Annotated in this window: 11 protein-coding genes and 1 pseudogene; 11 read left to right on the top strand and 1 reads right to left on the bottom strand. The window is 66.3% G+C overall.

The window, feature by feature from the left end:
• The first annotated feature begins 355 nt into the window (after window positions 1–355).
• The 11 genes from pilM (at window position 356) to AC3WLF_RS27355 (ending at window position 16145) form a co-directional block, all read left to right on the top strand.
• Entirely contained in the window at window positions 356–1426 is a 1071-nt protein-coding gene (gene pilM / locus AC3WLF_RS27405; protein WP_035820419.1) for a type IV pilus assembly protein PilM, read from the top strand.
• Window positions 1427–1443: 17 nt separating this feature from the next.
• A complete protein-coding gene (locus tag AC3WLF_RS27400; protein ID WP_492320424.1) occupies window positions 1444–2103 on the top strand; it encodes a PilN domain-containing protein in 660 nt (219 codons plus the stop codon).
• A gap of 2 nt (window positions 2104–2105) precedes the next feature.
• On the top strand, window positions 2106–2777 hold the full coding sequence (locus AC3WLF_RS27395; RefSeq protein WP_456806731.1) for a type IV pilus inner membrane component PilO: 672 nt from the start codon (window positions 2106–2108) through the stop codon (window positions 2775–2777).
• On the top strand, window positions 2774–3325 hold the full coding sequence (locus AC3WLF_RS27390) for a pilus assembly protein PilP (protein WP_492320423.1): 552 nt from the start codon (window positions 2774–2776) through the stop codon (window positions 3323–3325). The genes AC3WLF_RS27395 and AC3WLF_RS27390 overlap by 4 nt, the downstream gene beginning before the upstream one ends.
• The gene (locus AC3WLF_RS27385; RefSeq protein ID WP_492357214.1) at window positions 3322–5448 is read left to right on the top strand and encodes a type IV pilus secretin PilQ; all 2127 of its coding nucleotides are present in this window, start codon (window positions 3322–3324) and stop codon (window positions 5446–5448) included. Before AC3WLF_RS27390 ends, AC3WLF_RS27385 begins: the two co-directional genes overlap by 4 nt.
• A gap of 345 nt (window positions 5449–5793) precedes the next feature.
• Window positions 5794–6354, top strand: coding sequence for a shikimate kinase (locus AC3WLF_RS27380; RefSeq protein WP_211982343.1), 561 nt, complete (start codon window positions 5794–5796; stop codon window positions 6352–6354).
• Window positions 6351–7457 carry a 3-dehydroquinate synthase gene (gene aroB, locus AC3WLF_RS27375; protein WP_010812350.1) on the top strand — a complete coding sequence of 369 codons (1107 nt, stop codon included), beginning with the start codon at window positions 6351–6353 and terminating at the stop codon, window positions 7455–7457. Before AC3WLF_RS27380 ends, aroB begins: the two co-directional genes overlap by 4 nt.
• A 48-nt stretch (window positions 7458–7505) precedes the next feature.
• A complete protein-coding gene (locus tag AC3WLF_RS27370; protein ID WP_010812349.1) occupies window positions 7506–8642 on the top strand; it encodes a deoxyguanosinetriphosphate triphosphohydrolase in 1137 nt (378 codons plus the stop codon).
• A 100-nt stretch (window positions 8643–8742) separates the two neighbouring features.
• Entirely contained in the window at window positions 8743–9468 is a 726-nt protein-coding gene (locus tag AC3WLF_RS27365) for a transposase (RefSeq protein ID WP_492320421.1), read from the top strand.
• Window positions 9469–9755: 287 nt separating this feature from the next.
• Entirely contained in the window at window positions 9756–14561 is a 4806-nt protein-coding gene (locus tag AC3WLF_RS27360; RefSeq protein WP_492359066.1) for a glutamate synthase-related protein, read from the top strand.
• Between the two features lie 120 nt (window positions 14562–14681).
• Complete coding sequence (locus tag AC3WLF_RS27355) at window positions 14682–16145, top strand: glutamate synthase subunit beta (protein WP_492352801.1); 1464 nt, start codon at window positions 14682–14684, stop codon at window positions 16143–16145.
• A 76-nt stretch (window positions 16146–16221) separates the two neighbouring features.
• Here the strand turns inward: AC3WLF_RS27355 and AC3WLF_RS27350 are convergent.
• Window positions 16222–16412, bottom strand: a pseudogene (locus AC3WLF_RS27350) (GNAT family N-acetyltransferase); the annotation flags it as partial.

Here is a 16412-nt window from a genome sequence, read left to right as displayed (position 1 = left end):
CGGCCCGCCCGGGCGTACAGTGGTGCGGGCGCCGCTATCGCGCTGTTACAAGATGTAATGTGGCGAATGCGTGCATGCACGGCGATGTTGTGTGCAGCTAGAGGGGTACGGGCAGGCGCACAAGCGGGCACGGAAGGGAACCCGACGACCGTGGGGTTTTGGCAACGGATTGGTGAGGGGCTTCTCAAAAAGAACTCGGCGCCAGTTCGGCACATTGCCACCGATGCTGGATTTTGTGAGAATCGACCAACATAAAAGAGCAAAGGTTTCATTCAAGAAACAAGGCTCGCCCGATTAGAGCGTTCAAGCCAGGGGCGAGTTCAAAAGTCAGGGGGTCACCTTGCGTCGGGGCATTTTGTCGGGGCTTCTACGCCGGACTACGGTCGGCGTGGATATCGGGTCGTCCAGTGTCAAGGTAGTCGAGCTGTCCGTAGGGGGCAGCAGGCAAGACTATCGGCTGGAAAAATGCGCCAGCGAACTGCTGGACCGCAACGCCGTTGCCGATGGCAACGTCATCAATATCGAGGCCGTCGGGATCGCGCTCAAACGCGCGCTGGGCAAGGCCGGCATCCGTTCGAAGGACGTGGTGCTGGGCGTGCCGTCCATGCTGACGGAGTCACAGACGGTCAGCCTGCCGGACAACCTGTCCGAAGACGAGCTGTATTCCCAGGTCGAGTCCGAGGCGCACCGGCTTTATCCGCCGTCGCAGGCGGTCAACTTCGACTTCGCCGTGATCGGCCCCAGCGAGACCGAGGGCGGCATCGGCGTGCGCGTCACGGCGGCCAACAGCGACCGCGTGCAGGAGCGCGTGACCGCGGCCGAGATGGCCGGGCTCAAGCCCCAGGTCATGGATGTCGAGGAATACGCGGTGCAGCGCTCGATCGTGCAGATGCTGGGCGTGCCGCACGAGATGCCCGAGGCCGATGCGCGCGCGCTGCCGGTGGTGGCGGTGATCCACCTGGGCGGCAGCCGTTCCAAGGCGATCTTCTACCAGGGCTGGAAGGAACTCTACGAGCAGCCGCTGAACAGCTACGGCGACCAGCTCACGCAGAGTGCGGCGCGCATGTTCACCCTCGACGCGCTCAAGGCCGAGATCAAGAAGCGCAAGAACACGCTGCCTGAAGCCTGGCGCGCGCAGTTGCTCAAGCCGTCGCTGGATGCACTGGCGATGGAAGTGCAGTCCGCGGTCGGCAACTTCATCGCCAGTTCCAGCCTGGGCCGGGTCGACGAGATCCTGCTCTCGGGCGGACATGCGTCGCTGCTCGGCGTGCAATCGGCAATCCAGCACCAGACCAAGATCACCACCACGCTGGCGAACCCGTTCGCCAACATGGCGACCAACGCCAAGGTCAACGAGCGCTACCTGCAGCGCGACTTGCCGGCGTACATCGTCAGTGCCGGCCTGGCCCTGCGCGGCCTGCAATAACGCACCGGAGGCATCAGATGTCTACGAACACACTGCCTTCGGTCAACCTGCTGCCTTACCACGAAGCCCGCAAGGCAGCACGCCGCAAGAAGGTCTATACGATGCTGGCCGGTGCCGCGGTGGCTGGCGCTGCCGTGGTGCTGCTGGGCGGCTTCTATATCGACGGGCGCATCGCTTCGGTGGTCGCGCTCAACCAGGTATTGAGCACTGAGAACGCCAGGCTGGACGGGCAGATCCGCGAGGTCAACAGCCTGAAGAAGGACATCGACGCGCTGCTGCAGCGCCAGAAGGCGGTTGAAAGCCTGCAGACCGAGCGCAACCGCCCGGTGCAGCTGCTTGAGGAACTGGTGCGGCAGGTGCCGGAGGGCGTCTACCTGACCAGCCTGAAGCAGACCGGCGAGGCCTTCACCATCGCGGGCGTGGCGCAGTCCAACGAGCGCATTTCCGAGCTGCTGCGCAACCTGGGCGGGGTGGCCTGGCTGGACAAGGCCGAGCTGGTCGAATCCAAGGCTGTCACCATGACCAACAACCTGCGCGAGCAGCGCCGGTTGTTCGACTTCTCGATGCGTTTCGCGTACCGCGCGCCGGAAGCGGCGGCCGACGGCAAGAAGGCCGTGCCGGGCGCGTCCGCACCCGCAGCCGCCCCAGTTCCCGCACCCGCAGCCGGAAAGGCCTGACCATGGCGCTCAATACTGAAATCAACCTGGCCGACCTGACCGGCCAGTTCCGCGGGCTCAACCTGAACGAACCGGAGACGTGGCCGGCCGCGCCGCGCGTGCTGTTCGCGGTGCTGGCCGCGGCCGTGGTGCTGCTGCTGGGCTGGCAGTTCTACTGGAGCGCCAAGTTCGACGAACTCGACCGCCAGCGCCAGGAGCAGGAAAGCCTGAAGCAGGCGTACCAGTCCAAGGTGGCGCAGGTGGCCAACCTGGACGCACTGCGCGAGCAGAAGAAGCAGGTGGAGCAGCGCGTGGCGCTGCTGGAGCGGCAGCTGCCCAACAAGGCCGAGATGGATGCACTGCTGGCCGACGTCAACCACGCCGGTGTCGCACGCGGGCTGCAGTTCGAGCTGTTCAAGCCGCAGGGGGCGGTGATCAAGCCCTACTTCGCCGAGATCCCGGTGAACCTGCGCGTGACCGGGCGCTACCACGAGGTGGCGCAGTTCAATGCCGACGTTGCGGCCCTGTCGCGGATCGTGTCGATGCAGAACCTGCAGCTGGCCAATACCAAGGAAGGCGGGATGTCGATGGAGGCGGTGGCGATGGCCTACCGCGCGCTCGACCCGGACGAGCAGGCCGCGCAGCGCAAGGCCGCGGCAGCCGCTGCGGCAGCCAAGGCAGGAGGTGCCAAATGAGGCGCACCGCCCGTACCCGCAGCCTCGCGTGGATCACGGCGCCACGCACGTTCGCGGCGGCGGCGCTGGCCGTCGGCCTGCTCGGCGCCTGCGGCGCCAGCGATGAAGACGCCTTGCGCCAGTGGATGGATGCCACACGCAGCGCGCGCGCCAAGCCGCCCGAGCCGCTGCCCGACGCCCGGCCCTATGTGCCGCGCGAGTACGCCGCAGCCAAGGCGCCCGAGCCCTTCGCGCAGGCCAAGATCGGCGAGCTGAACAAGACGCTGGCGGATTCGCCCGAAGCCGGGCGGCGCCGCGAGCCGCTGGAGGACTACCCGCTCGAGAACTTCAAGATGCTCGGGATGATGAAGAAGCACGGGGAGACCTTCGGCATCGTGCGGGTTGATAACAAGATCCACCATATCAAGGTGGGTCAGTATCTCGGCCAGAGCTATGGCCGGGTGGTCCGCATCACCGATCAGGAGATCGTGCTGCGCGAATTGGTCCGGGAGGGGGTATCAGAGTGGAAAGAGAAAATGACCAGCCTGAAGCTGGAGGTGGCGGCATGACCCTCGCGCGCTGGTACCGTGCGCTCGCGGGCGCCGCAAGAATGGCAATGGCGCTGTTGCTGGTGATTGCCGCGCCGGCCGCGCTGGCACAAAGCAACCGCATCAAGTCGGTTGACGTCAGCATGGTCGGGGAGCAGACCGTGTTCACGATCGAGCTCGAACGGCCGCTGGCGCAGAAGCCGGCGGACTTCACCACGCAGAACCCGGCACGGCTCGCGATCGATTTCTTCGATACCGGCTTTGCCAACCGGCGCGCGCAGTACGACTACGGCGGCAAGCTGGTCAAGTCAGCCAACGTGGTGCAGATCGGCGACCGTACCCGCGTGATCCTCGACCTCACGCGCAACGCCACCTATCGCACCGACCAGCGCGGCAACTATTTCGTGGTGGCGCTGGATAATGTGGCGCCGGCGGTCAAGAACGCTGCGCCCACGTTTGCGCCGGCTGCGACGGCGACGTCCACAGCCGCGGCGGCGCGGCCGTCGGTGCGCAATGTCGACTTCCGCCGCGGTGCCGATGGCGCCGGGCGCGTGGTGGTGGACCTGTCCTCGCGCGATTCGGGCATCAACATCGCGCAGCAGGGCAAGAATATCGTGGTCGATTTCCTCGGCACCACGCTGCCTGACAACCTGCGGCGGCGTTTCGACGTCAGCGACTTCGGCACGCCGGTGCAGGGCATGCAGGCCTCGGACACCAACGGCAACGCGCGCCTGACGATCGAGCCGCGCGGCAACTGGGAATACAGCTCGTACCAGACCGATACCCAGTTCGTGGTCGAGGTGCGCCCGGTCAAGGAAGACCCGACCAAGCTGATCAGTGGCCCAGGCTACCGCGGCGAGCGCCTGTCGCTGAACTTCCAGAACATCGACATCCGCTCGCTGCTGCAGGTGTTTGCCGATTTCACCAACCTGAACATCATCACCAGCGAAAGCGTGCAGGGCAACCTGACCCTGCGCCTGAAGGATGTGCCGTGGGACCAGGCGCTGCAGATCGTGATGGATGCCAAGGGCCTGGCCTCGCGCCGCAACGGCAATGTGCTGTGGGTGGCGCCCAAGGCGGAGCTGCAGACCAAGGAGAAGCTGGAACTGGAGTCGCAGCAGCAGATCAATGACCTGGAGCCGATCCGCAGCCAGGTGTTCCAGCTCAATTACCAGCGTGCCGAAGACGTGCGCAAGATGCTGCTGGGCATGGGGGCGGGCGGCGGTGCCGTGGCCGCCGTCAGTACCGCCGGGGCGGCGGGCGCCAGCACGCGCATGCTGTCCAGGCGCGGTTCGTTGACGGCCGATGCGCGCACCAACCAGCTCTTCGTCTCGGATATCGCCAGCAAGCTGGAAGAGGTGCAGAACTTCATCGGCAAGATCGACATCCCGGTGCGCCAGGTGATCATCGAGGCGCGCATCGTCGAGGCCACCGACTCCTTCAGCCGCAACCTGGGTGTGAAGCTGGGCTTTGCCGGGCAGTACAACAATGCCCGCGTCGGCAACACGTACAACAACGTGCTGCCCGGGGCCACCTCCGACAACGGCCCGTTCCTGAGCCTGCCCGCCGGTGCCATCAACGGCACCAACCCGGCCAATGTCGCGGTCAGCCTGTTCAACAGCGCCGCCACCAAATTCCTGGCACTGGAGTTGTCGGCGCTGGAAGCGGATGGCAAGGGCAAGATCATCTCCAGCCCGCGCGTGGTCACGGCCAACAACATCAAGGCGCTGATCGAGCAGGGTACCGAGCTGCCGTACCAGGCGGCGACCTCCAGCGGTGCGACCTCGGTGCAGTTCCGCAAGGCCAACCTGAAGCTGGAAGTGACGCCCCAGATCACGCCCGAAGGCAATGTGCTGCTCGATGTGGATGTGAACAAGGACAGCGTCGGCATCCAGACCACTTCCGGCTTTGCCATCGACACCAAGCACGTGCAGACCCAGGTGCTGGTGGAGAACGGCGGCACGGTGGTGATCGGCGGCATCTACACCCAGACCGAGTCCAACGAAACCGACAAGGTGCCGCTGCTGGGTGATATCCCGGTGCTGGGCTACCTGTTCAAGAACAACGCCAAGGTGCGCAACCGCACCGAGCTGCTGGTGTTCCTGACCCCGCGCATACTGAACGAGAGCGTGTCGCTCCGGTAGGGACATGGCGTCCGGAGGACGCCGGATACAGTAGACTGGCAGGCCGCATCGAGGGATGCGGCCTTTTTTTTGCGCGCCGCGGGGGGCGGAGACGGCCCCGGGACGGGCCAGCCATGTGGGCCATGCCGCATTCGCCACTTGCCGGCCGCGCCACAACATAAGAAGATGATGCAGTTCCCAACCGGGGAGGACGGCCCGCATGCCGCGCTCCCGAACGACAGTCCAGTGACAGCCTCAGCGACAGGCCCGGCGGCACAGCGCCAGGCCCAGGATCGGCGCGATGCCGATCGATCTGACTCCGAGCGACCGGAATCCGATCGACCCAACCTCTTTTTCGTCGGCCTGATGGGCGCCGGCAAGACCACCGTGGGCCGCACGGTGGCGCGGCGCCTGCACTATCCGTTCTTCGATTCCGACCATGAACTGGAGGCGCACTGCGGCGTGCGCATCCCGGTGATCTTCGAGGTCGAGGGCGAAGCCGGCTTCCGCGACCGCGAGGCCGCGATGATCCGCGAGCTGGCCGCGCGCCAGGGCATTGTGCTGGCCACCGGCGGTGGCGCCGTGCTGCGCGCCGAGAACCGCGAGGTGCTGAAGGCCCGCGGCACGGTCGTGTACCTGCGCGCCAGCCCTCACGACCTGTGGCTGCGCACCCGCCACGACCGCAACCGGCCGCTGCTGCAGACCGAGGACCCCAAGGGCAAGCTCGAGGCGCTCTATGCCGAGCGCGACCCGCTCTACCGCGAGGTTGCCGACTTCATCATCGAAACCGGCAAGCCTTCGGTGGCGCAGCTTGCTAATATGGTGTTGATGCAACTTGAAATGGCCGGTTTCCCGATCGATCCCCCGCAGCCGGCCTCCGCGCCGCCGGAAGCGTCGGAGCCGCCGGCGCAGGACCCCAATCCATGATTACGCTTGAAGTCGACCTGGGCGAGCGCAGCTACCCCATCCATATCGGTACCGGCCTGCTGGACAACGCCGAACTGCTGCGCCCGCATGTACGCGGCCAGCACGCCGTCATCGTCACCAACGAAACCGTCGGCCCGCTCTACGCGGCGCGGGTGGAGGCGGCCCTGGCCGCGCTCGGCAAGACCGTGCGCACCGTCACGCTGCCCGACGGCGAAGCCTTCAAGCACTGGGAAACGCTGAACCGGATCTTCGACGCGCTGCTGCAGGCCGGCGCCGACCGCAAGACCACGCTGGTCGCGCTGGGCGGCGGCGTGGTGGGCGACATGACCGGGTTTGCCGCGGCCTGCTACATGCGCGGCGTGCCCTTCATCCAGATGCCGACCACGCTGCTGGCGCAGGTGGATTCGTCGGTGGGCGGCAAGACCGGCATCAACCACCCGCTCGGCAAGAACATGATCGGCGCGTTCCACCAGCCCAACGCGGTGATTGCCGACATCGACACGCTGCGCACGCTGCCCGCGCGCGAACTGGCCGCCGGCATGGCCGAGGTCATCAAGCACGGCGCCATCGCCGATGCCGAGTACTTCGGCTGGATCGAGCGCAATATCAAGCCGCTGAATGCCTGCGACCCGGACCTGATGGCGCTCGCCGTGCAGCGCTCCTGCGAGATCAAGGCCGGCGTGGTGGCCCAGGACGAGCGCGAGGGCGGCCTGCGCGCCATCCTCAATTTCGGCCACACCTTCGGCCATGCGATCGAGGCCGGCATGGGCTACGGCGCCTGGCTGCACGGCGAGGCCGTCGGCTGCGGCATGGTGATGGCCGCCGACCTGTCGCACCGGCTGGGCTTTATCGACACCGAGACCCGCGCCCGCATCCGTGAGCTGACGCAGGCCGCCAACCTGCCCGTGGTGGCGCCGGAACTCGGTGCCGACCGCTATATCGAACTGATGAAGGTCGACAAGAAGGCCGAGGCGGGCAGCATCAAGTTCATCCTGCTGAAGCAGCTCGGCGAAGCGTTCATCACCACCGTGCCGGACGCTGACCTGCGCGCCACGCTCGCGCACGCCGTGCTCAAACCACCCACCGAGGCCCCGGTCGCCTGACCGATCGGTTATGCCTCGCCACCCCGCCCCAGCCACCGGACGCGCCGCATGACCGACTTTGAAAGCCATCTCGCCCCTTACGCCGCCCGCTCTGCGCAGACGCGCGGGCGGGTGCATGCAGAACCCGCATCGCTGTCGCGCAGCGAATTCCAGCGCGACCGCGACCGGGTCATCCACAGCACGGCGTTCCGGCGGCTCGAGTACAAGACCCAGGTCTTCGTCAACCATGAAGGGGACCTGTTCCGCACCCGGCTGACCCACAGCCTGGAGGTGGCGCAGATCGCCCGCTCGATCGCGCGCAACCTGCGCCTCAATGAAGACCTGGTCGAGGCGATCTCGCTGGCGCACGACCTGGGGCACACCCCCTTTGGCCACGCCGGGCAGGATGCGCTCAATACCTGCATGAAGAACCACGGCGGCTTCGAGCACAACCTGCAGAGCCTGCTGGTGGTGGACGAGCTGGAAGAGCGCTACGGCGGCTTCAACGGGCTGAACCTGACCTTCGAGACGCGCGAGGGCATCCTTAAGCATTGCTCGCGGGTCAATGCCTCGGCGCTGGGTGAGCTGGGCCGGCGCTTCCTGGAGGGCACGCAGCCGTCGCTGGAGGCGCAGCTGGCCAACCTCGCCGACGAGATCGCCTACAACAACCACGATATCGACGACGGCTTGCGCTCGGGGCTGCTGACGCTGGAGCAGCTCGACGAGGTGCCGATGTGGGCCCGCCACCGCGCCGAGGTGGCCGAAGTCTTCCCTGGCGTCAACGGCCGGCGCGCCATCAACGAGACGGTCCGGCGCATGATCAATACGCTGATCGTCGACCTGATCGAGACCACCAGCAGCAATATCGCCGCGGCCAACCCGCGCAATATCGACGCGGTGCGCGCCGCCGGCCCGCTGGTCGGCTTCAGCCCGCAGATGCATGAAGAAGCAGCCGAACTCAAGCGCTTCCTGTTCCGGCACCTGTACCGGCACTACCTGGTGATGCGTATGTCGGCCAAGGCGCAGCGCATTGTCGGCGACCTGTTCCAGGCCTTCATGTCCGACCCGCGCCTGCTGCCGCCGCAGTACCAGGCCAGCCATGGCGGCGACCAGTCGCGTCTGATTGCCCACTACATCGCGGGCATGACCGACCGCTACGCGATCCGCGAGCACCGCCGCATCTTCGCGGTCAGCGAAGGCAACTGACGGCCGCGTTCCGGCTGGCCGTCCAATCGGCGCGCCAGCCTGCCGCATAAGTGGGGACGGATCAGGCTATGATGCGGGCATCTATGCTCGCATGACTGTCATGGCACGCCTTCCCCGCTTTTCCCCCGCCGGTCTGCCCGCCCTGGTGTTGCAGCGCGGCAACAACCGCCAGCCCGTATTCCTGGGGCCGGACGACTACCTGCACTACCTCGACTGCCTGCGCATGGCCGCGCGCGAGCATGACCTTGCCATCCACGCCTACGCGCTGCGGCCCAACCACGTTCACCTGGTGGCCACGCCCAAGGAGTCAGACTCGCTGAGCCTGACCATGCAGGCGGTGGGGCGGCGCTATGCGCGCTACTTCAACCGGGTGGCCAGCCGCACCGGCACGCTGTGGGAAGGGCGCTTCCGTTCCGCGGTGTTCGACCCGGCCCGGTGGATGCTGCCGGCGATGCTCTATGTCGAGGGCAACGCGCTGCGCGCGGGCGAGGTGAGCGCGCCCGAGGGCGACCGCTGGAGCAGCTACCACCATCACGCCGGCATCGAGGCCAGCCCGTTTGTGAGCGACCACTCCGCGTACTGGGAGCTGGGCAATACGCCGTTCGAGCGCCAGTCGAACTACCGGATGCTGAGCGCCGAGGGCCTGTCGGGCAAGACCCTGGAGACCCTGCGCGCCCATGCCCACAGCGGCTGGCCGCTTGGCGACGAAGCGTTCCTGGCCCAATTGGAGCGGCACGCAACACGGCGCGTGCAACCGCTGCCGAAAGGGCGCCCCAAAAAGGTGCAAACGGCACCGGTGGATGTGCCAGAGCCGTCGCATAATTAATATGTCCCCATTTAAATGGATCACCGAAACGGTGCGTAACTTAATGTGATCCGACCCCATTTAAAAATTTTGCGAGGCGAACGCGATTCCCATATAGTTGCTCCACCCACAGTCATTGTGCGGCGCGTCACGCTCGTGTACGCCGCTGCGGCCCGCTGACAGCTTCGTCCCCATTTTCCGTCCCGCCGGTTTCCGGTTTGGGTGGAGGAATAAAGAAAACGAGAAAGCGCGCGGTCCCGTTCCGGTACGCCCAGCCAGTTCGCGCAGCCTTCACCGGAATTCAGCCCGTGGACCAAACGAAAAATCTTTCGGCCCAAGCTCAGGCACAAGCGCAGACCAGCGAGTCTTCCCACGCCATTGACCTGCGCCCGCAAGCGCAGGGCATGTACGATCCCAGCAACGAGCATGACGCCTGCGGCGTCGGCATGGTCGCGCATATCAAGGGCAAGAAGTCCCACGAGATCATCTCGCAGGGCCTGAAGATCCTGGAGAACCTGGACCACCGGGGTGCGGTCGGCGCCGATGCGCTGATGGGCGACGGTGCCGGCATCCTGATCCAGATCCCGGACCAGTTCTACCGCGAGGAAATGGCCGCGCAGGGCGTGAGCCTGCCGCCCGCCGGCGAATACGGCGTGGGCATGATCTTCCTGCCGAAGGAACACGCCTCGCGCCTGGCCTGCGAGCAGGAACTGGAGCGCACGGTCCGCCTGGAAGGCCAGGTCGTGCTGGGCTGGCGCGACGTGCCGGTCGACGCCAAGATGCCGATGTCGCCGACGGTGCGCACCACCGAGCCGGTGATCCGCCAGATCTTCATCGGGCGCGGCCGCGACATCATGACCACGGACGCGCTGGAACGTAAGCTCTACGTCATCCGCAAGACCGCCAGCCACGCCATCCAGGCGCTCAAGCTCAAGCACGGCAAGGAATACTTCGTGCCGTCGATGTCGGCCCGCACCGTGGTGTACAAGGGCCTGCTGCTGGCCAACCAGGTTGGCGAGTACTACCTGGACCTGCTGGACCAGCGCGCCGTCTCGGCCCTGGCCCTGGTGCACCAGCGCTTCTCGACCAACACCTTCCCGGCCTGGGAACTGGCCCACCCGTACCGCATGGTCGCCCACAACGGCGAAATCAACACGGTCAAGGGCAACGTCAACTGGATCAACGCGCGCACCGGCGCGATCTCGTCGCCGGTGCTCGGCGACGACCTGCCCAAGCTGTGGCCGCTGATCTACCCGGGCCAGTCCGACACCGCATCGTTCGACAACTGCCTCGAACTGCTGACGATGGCCGGCTACCCGCTCGTCCACGCGATGATGATGATGATCCCGGAAGCCTGGGAACAGCACACGCTGATGGACGACAACCGCCGCGCCTTCTACGAGTACCACGCCGCCATGATGGAGCCGTGGGACGGCCCGGCCGCGATCTGCTTCACCGATGGCCGCCAGATCGGCGCCACGCTGGACCGCAACGGCCTGCGCCCGGCACGTTTCTACGTGACCGAGGACGACATCGTGGTGCTGGCTTCGGAAGCCGGCGTGCTGCCGTTCCCCGAGTCGCGCATCGTTGAGAAGTGGCGCCTGCAGCCGGGCAAGATGTTCCTGATCGACATGGAGCAGGGCCGCATCATCGACGACAAGGAACTCAAGGACAACCTGGCCAACGCCAAGCCGTACAAGAGCTGGATCGACGCCGTGCGCATCAAGCTGGACGAGCTCGACGCCAAGCCGGAAGACGTTGCCGCCGAGAAGAAGCCCGTGGCCAAGCTGCTGGACCGCCAGCAGGCCTTCGGCTACACCCAGGAAGACGTCAAGTTCCTGATGGCGCCGATGGCGCTGGCCGGCGAGGAAGCCACCGGCTCGATGGGCAACGACTCGCCGCTGGCCATCCTGTCGTCCAAGAACAAGACGCTGTACCACTACTTCAAGCAGCTGTTTGCCCAGGTCACCAACCCGCCGATCGACCCGATCCGCGAGAACATGGTGATGTCGCTGGTGTCGTTCATCGGCCCGAAGCCGAACCTGCTGGAGCTGAACAACATCAACCCGCCGATGCGCCTCGAAGTGTCCCAGCCGGTGCTGGACTTCAAGGACATCGCCAAGATCCGCAACATCGAGCACTACACCGGCGGCAAGTTCCGTTCGTACGAGCTGAACATCTGCTACCCGAAGGCCTGGGGCAAGGAAGGCATCGAAGCGCGCCTGGCCTCGCTGTGCGCCGAAGCCGTGGATGCGGTGCGTTCGGGCTTCAACATCCTGATCGTGTCGGACCGCCGCGTGGATGCCGAGCATGTCGCGATTCCCGCGCTGCTGGCCACGTCCGCCATCCACCACCACCTGGTGGAGAAGGGCCTGCGCACGTCCACCGGCCTGGTGGTCGAGACCGGCACCGCCCGTGAAGTGCACCACTTCGCGCTGCTGGCCGGCTATGGCGCCGAAGCCGTGCATCCGTACCTGGCGATGGAAACGCTGGCCGAAATGGCCCAGGGCCTGTCCGGCGACCTGTCGCCCGAGAAGGCCGTCAAGAACTTCGTCAAGGCGATCGGCAAGGGCCTGTTCAAGGTGATGTCCAAGATGGGCATCTCCACCTACATGTCGTACACCGGCGCGCAGATCTTCGAAGCGATCGGCCTGTCGCGCGAACTGGTGCAGAAGTACTTCCATGGCACCCCGTCGAACGTCGAGGGCATCGGCATCTTCGAAGTGGCCGAGGAAGCCCTGCGCCTGCACCGCGACGCCTTTGGCGACAACCCGGTGCTGGAAAGCATGCTCGACGCCGGCGGCGAATACGCCTTCCGCATCCGCGGCGAAGAGCATATGTGGACCCCGGACTCGGTCGCCAAGCTGCAGCACTCGGTGCGCGCCGACGACGGCAAGGGCGCCTACCAGACGTACAAGGAATACGCCAACATCATCAACGACCAGAGCAAGCGCCACATGACGCTGCGTGGCCTGTTCGAGTTCAAGGTCGATCCGGCCAAGGCGATTCCGCTGGAAGAGGTGGAGTCGGCCAGGGAGATCGTCAAGCGCTTCGCCACCGGTGCGATGTCGCTCGGCTCGATCTCGACCGAAGCCCACACCACGCTGGCGCTGGCGATGAACCGCATCGGCGGCAAGTCCAACACCGGCGAAGGCGGCGAGGACGAGAAGCGCTACCGCAACGAGCTGCGCGGCATCCCCATCAAGCAGGGCGATACCCTCAAGGGCCTGCTGGGCGACAACGTGATCGAACGCGACCTGGAGCTGCAGGAAGGCGATTCGCTGCGCTCGAAGATCAAGCAGGTGGCGTCGGGCCGTTTCGGCGTGACCGCCGAATACCTGGCTTCGGCCGACCAGATCCAGATCAAGATGGCGCAGGGCGCCAAGCCCGGCGAGGGCGGCCAGCTGCCCGGCCACAAGGTCTCGGACTACATCGGCAAGCTGCGTTACTCGGTGCCGGGCGTGGGCCTGATCTCGCCGCCCCCGCACCATGACATCTATTCGATCGAGGATCTGGCACAGCTGATCCACGACCTGAAGAATGTCAACCCAGTGTCGGACATCTCGGTCAAGCTGGTGTCCGAAGTCGGCGTCGGCACGGTGGCCGCGGGCGTAGCCAAGGCCAAGGCCGACCACGTCGTGATCGCCGGCCATGATGGCGGCACCGGCGCTTCGCCGTGGTCGTCGATCAAGCACGCCGGCACGCCGTGGGAGCTGGGCCTGGCCGAAACGCAGCAGACCCTGCTGCTCAACGGTCTGCGCAACCGCATCCGCGTGCAGGCCGACGGCCAGATGAAGACCGGCCGCGACGTCGTCATCGGCGCGCTGCTGGGGGCCGACGAATTCGGCTTCGCCACGGCGCCGCTGGTGGCCGAGGGCTGCATCATGATGCGCAAGTGCCACCTGAACACCTGCCCGGTGGGCGTGGCCACGCAGGATCCGCAGCTGCGCAAGAAGTTCCAGGGCAAGCCGGAACACGTGGTCAACTTCTTCTTCTTCGTGGCAGAAGAGGCCCGCGAGATCATGGCCCAGCTGGGCATCCGCAAGTTCGACGAGCTGGTCGGCCGCGCCGACCTGCTCGACACCAAGCCCGGCATCGAGCACTGGAAGGCGCGCGGCCTGGACTTCGGCCGCATCTTCCACCAGGTGTCGCTGGGCGCGGACGTGCCGCTGTACCACACCGACGTGCAGGACCACGGCCTGTCGGCCGAGGCCGGCAAGGCGCTGGACCACGTGCTGATCGCCAAGGCCCGCCCGGCGATCGAGAAGGGCGAGCGGGTCTCGTTCATCCAGCCGGTGAAGAACGTCAACCGTACCGTCGGCGCGATGCTGTCGGGCGTGGTGGCGCGCCAGCATGGCCACGAAGGCCTGCCGGACGACACCATCCACATCCAGCTGCAAGGCACCGCCGGCCAGTCGTTCGGCGCGTTCCTGGCGCACGGCATCACGCTGGACCTGGTGGGCGACGGCAACGACTATGTCGGCAAGGGCCTGTCGGGCGGCCGCGTGATCGTGCGCGCTCCGCATGAGTTCCGCGGCGACCCGACCCGCAACATCATCGTCGGCAACACCGTGCTGTACGGTGCCATCGCCGGTGAAGCGTTCTTCAACGGCGTGGCCGGCGAGCGCTTCGCGGTGCGCAACTCGGGTGCGGTGGCAGTGGTGGAAGGTACCGGCGACCACGGTTGCGAGTACATGACCGGCGGCACGGTGGTGGTGCTGGGCGGCACCGGACGCAACTTCGCGGCCGGCATGTCGGGCGGCGTGGCCTACGTCTACGACGAGGACGGCCTGTTCGACAAGCGCTGCAACACCTCGATGGTGGCGCTGGAAGCGGTGCTGGCCTCGGCCGACCAGGAGAAGGGCCAGCCCGAGGCTTCGTGGCACAAGGTCGACGGCAAGCGCGTGCTGGATGAAGTCATCCTGCGCAACCTGATCGAGCAGCATTTCCGCTACACCGGTTCCGAGCGCGCCAAGGCGCTGCTGGCCGACTGGACCACGGCACGCCGCAAGTTCGTCAAGGTCTTCCCGACCGAGTACAAGCGCGCGCTGGGCGAGATGTACGCCAAGGAACAGGCCGCCCGCGACAGCGACCGCGAAGCCATCGCGGCCTGAGCGAGCGCAACGCAACCACGCAGAGGGGCCGCGGCAGCCGCCGCGGCCCTGACAAGATTCTGACCCCACCGCAGGGCTGGCGACGCCGCCGGTCCCGCGCAGCATGACCAAGGACGCAACATGGGTAAGGCGACTGGCTTTCTCGAATTTCCGCGCCAGAACGAAGGCTACGAACCGGTAGTCAAGCGCGTGAAGCACTACAAGGAATTCGTGTTCGCGCTGTCCGACAGCGAAGCGAAGATCCAGGGTGCGCGCTGCATGGACTGCGGCATCCCGTTCTGCAACAACGGCTGCCCGGTCAACAACATCATTCCCGACTTCAACGACCTGGTGTACCGCCAGGACTGGAAGTCGGCGATCGAGGTGCTGCACCAGACCAACAACTTCCCCGAGTTCACCGGCCGCATCTGCCCCGCACCATGCGAGGCCGCCTGTACGCTGGGCATCAATGAACTGCCGGTGGGCATCAAGTCGATCGAGCACGCCATCATCGACAAGGCCTGGGAAGAGGGCTGGGTCAGGCCGCAGCTGCCGCGCCACAAGACCGGCAAGACCGTGGCCGTGGTCGGCTCCGGCCCCGCCGGCATGGCTGTCGCGCAGCAGCTGGCACGCGCCGGCCATGACGTGACCGTGTTCGAGAAGAACGACCGCATCGGCGGCCTGCTGCGCTACGGCATCCCCGACTTCAAGATGGAGAAGACGCTGATCGACCGCCGCATCGAGCAGATGCAGGCCGAAGGCGTGACCTTTCGTCCGGGCGTGATGGTGACCGACGGCGAACTGCCGGCCGGCATCAAGAACTACGCCCGTGAAACCATCTCGGCCCAGGCCCTGATGGACCAGTTCGACGCCGTGGTGCTGGCAGGCGGCTCGGAAGTGCCGCGCGACCTGCCGGTGCCGGGCCGCGACCTGGCCGGCATCCACTTCGCGCTGGAATTCCTGATCCCGCAGAACAAGGAAGTGGCCGGCGACGGCGAAAACGAGATCCGCGCCGAAGGCAAGAACGTGATCGTGATCGGTGGCGGCGATACCGGCTCCGACTGCGTGGGTACATCCAACCGCCATGGCGCCACCTCGGTGACGCAGTTTGAACTGCTGCCGCAGCCGCCGGAAGAAGAGGACAAGCCGCTGGTGTGGCCATACTGGCCGATCAAGCTGCGCACCTCGTCGTCGCACGATGAAGGCTGCGAGCGCGACTGGTCGGTCGCCACCAAGGAATTCATCGGCGAAAACGGCAAGGTCACCGCACTGAAGGCCTGCCGCGTCGAATGGAAGGATGGCCGCATGCAGGAAGTCGAAGGCAGCGAGTTCATCCTGCCGGCCGACCTGGTGCTGCTGGCGATGGGCTTCACCAACCCGGTGGGTTCGATGCTGGAAGCGTTTGGCGTGGATACCGATGCGCGCAAGAACGCCAAGGCCTCGACCGAGGGCGAGCGTGCTTACCACACCAACGTGCCCAAGGTGTTCGCCGCCGGCGACGTGCGCCGTGGCCAGTCGCTGGTGGTGTGGGCGATCCGCGAAGGCCGTCAGGCCGCGCGTTCGGTCGATGCCTTCCTGATGGGCCACACCGAACTGCCGCGCTGATTCACCCCGGCAGGAACAAAAAGCCCGCCTGGCGCAAGCCGGCGGGCTTTTTGTCGTCCTCGCGCCGGCGCAGCGCTCAGTCGGCCAGCGTGCGCTCCATCAGCACCGCACTGGCGCCGTAGCTGGCCAGCTTGGCCGCATGGGCGGCGGCCGTGTGGGCCGCCACCGGGGCATACCCGAGCCTGCGCCACCACGGCGCGGCCGACTGCACCGCGATCAGCCGCGAACGCCGCAGCCCCGCCGCGCGCGCGGCCGCCTGTGCCGCGG

This window comes from Cupriavidus sp. FW306-01-F10A (assembly GCF_058782785.1).
The sequence above is the reverse complement of the archived record's forward strand: the minus strand, read 5'-3'. Positions and strand labels throughout refer to the sequence as shown.

What these genes read in the sequence shown, in the direction of transcription:
- AC3WLF_RS27355 (WP_492352801.1), top strand. Translation starts at nt 14,682, where the DNA reads ATGGGTAAGGCGACTGGCTTTCTCGAATTTCCGCGCCAGAACGAAGGC.
- AC3WLF_RS27365 (WP_492320421.1), top strand. Translation starts at nt 8,743, where the DNA reads ATGGCACGCCTTCCCCGCTTTTCCCCCGCCGGTCTGCCCGCCCTGGTG.
- AC3WLF_RS27385 (WP_492357214.1), top strand. Translation starts at nt 3,322, where the DNA reads ATGACCCTCGCGCGCTGGTACCGTGCGCTCGCGGGCGCCGCAAGAATG.
- AC3WLF_RS27390 (WP_492320423.1), top strand. Translation starts at nt 2,774, where the DNA reads ATGAGGCGCACCGCCCGTACCCGCAGCCTCGCGTGGATCACGGCGCCA.
- AC3WLF_RS27395 (WP_456806731.1), top strand. Translation starts at nt 2,106, where the DNA reads ATGGCGCTCAATACTGAAATCAACCTGGCCGACCTGACCGGCCAGTTC.
- aroB (WP_010812350.1), top strand. Translation starts at nt 6,351, where the DNA reads ATGATTACGCTTGAAGTCGACCTGGGCGAGCGCAGCTACCCCATCCAT.
- AC3WLF_RS27400 (WP_492320424.1), top strand. Translation starts at nt 1,444, where the DNA reads ATGTCTACGAACACACTGCCTTCGGTCAACCTGCTGCCTTACCACGAA.
- AC3WLF_RS27380 (WP_211982343.1), top strand. Translation starts at nt 5,794, where the DNA reads ATGGGCGCCGGCAAGACCACCGTGGGCCGCACGGTGGCGCGGCGCCTG.
- AC3WLF_RS27370 (WP_010812349.1), top strand. Translation starts at nt 7,506, where the DNA reads ATGACCGACTTTGAAAGCCATCTCGCCCCTTACGCCGCCCGCTCTGCG.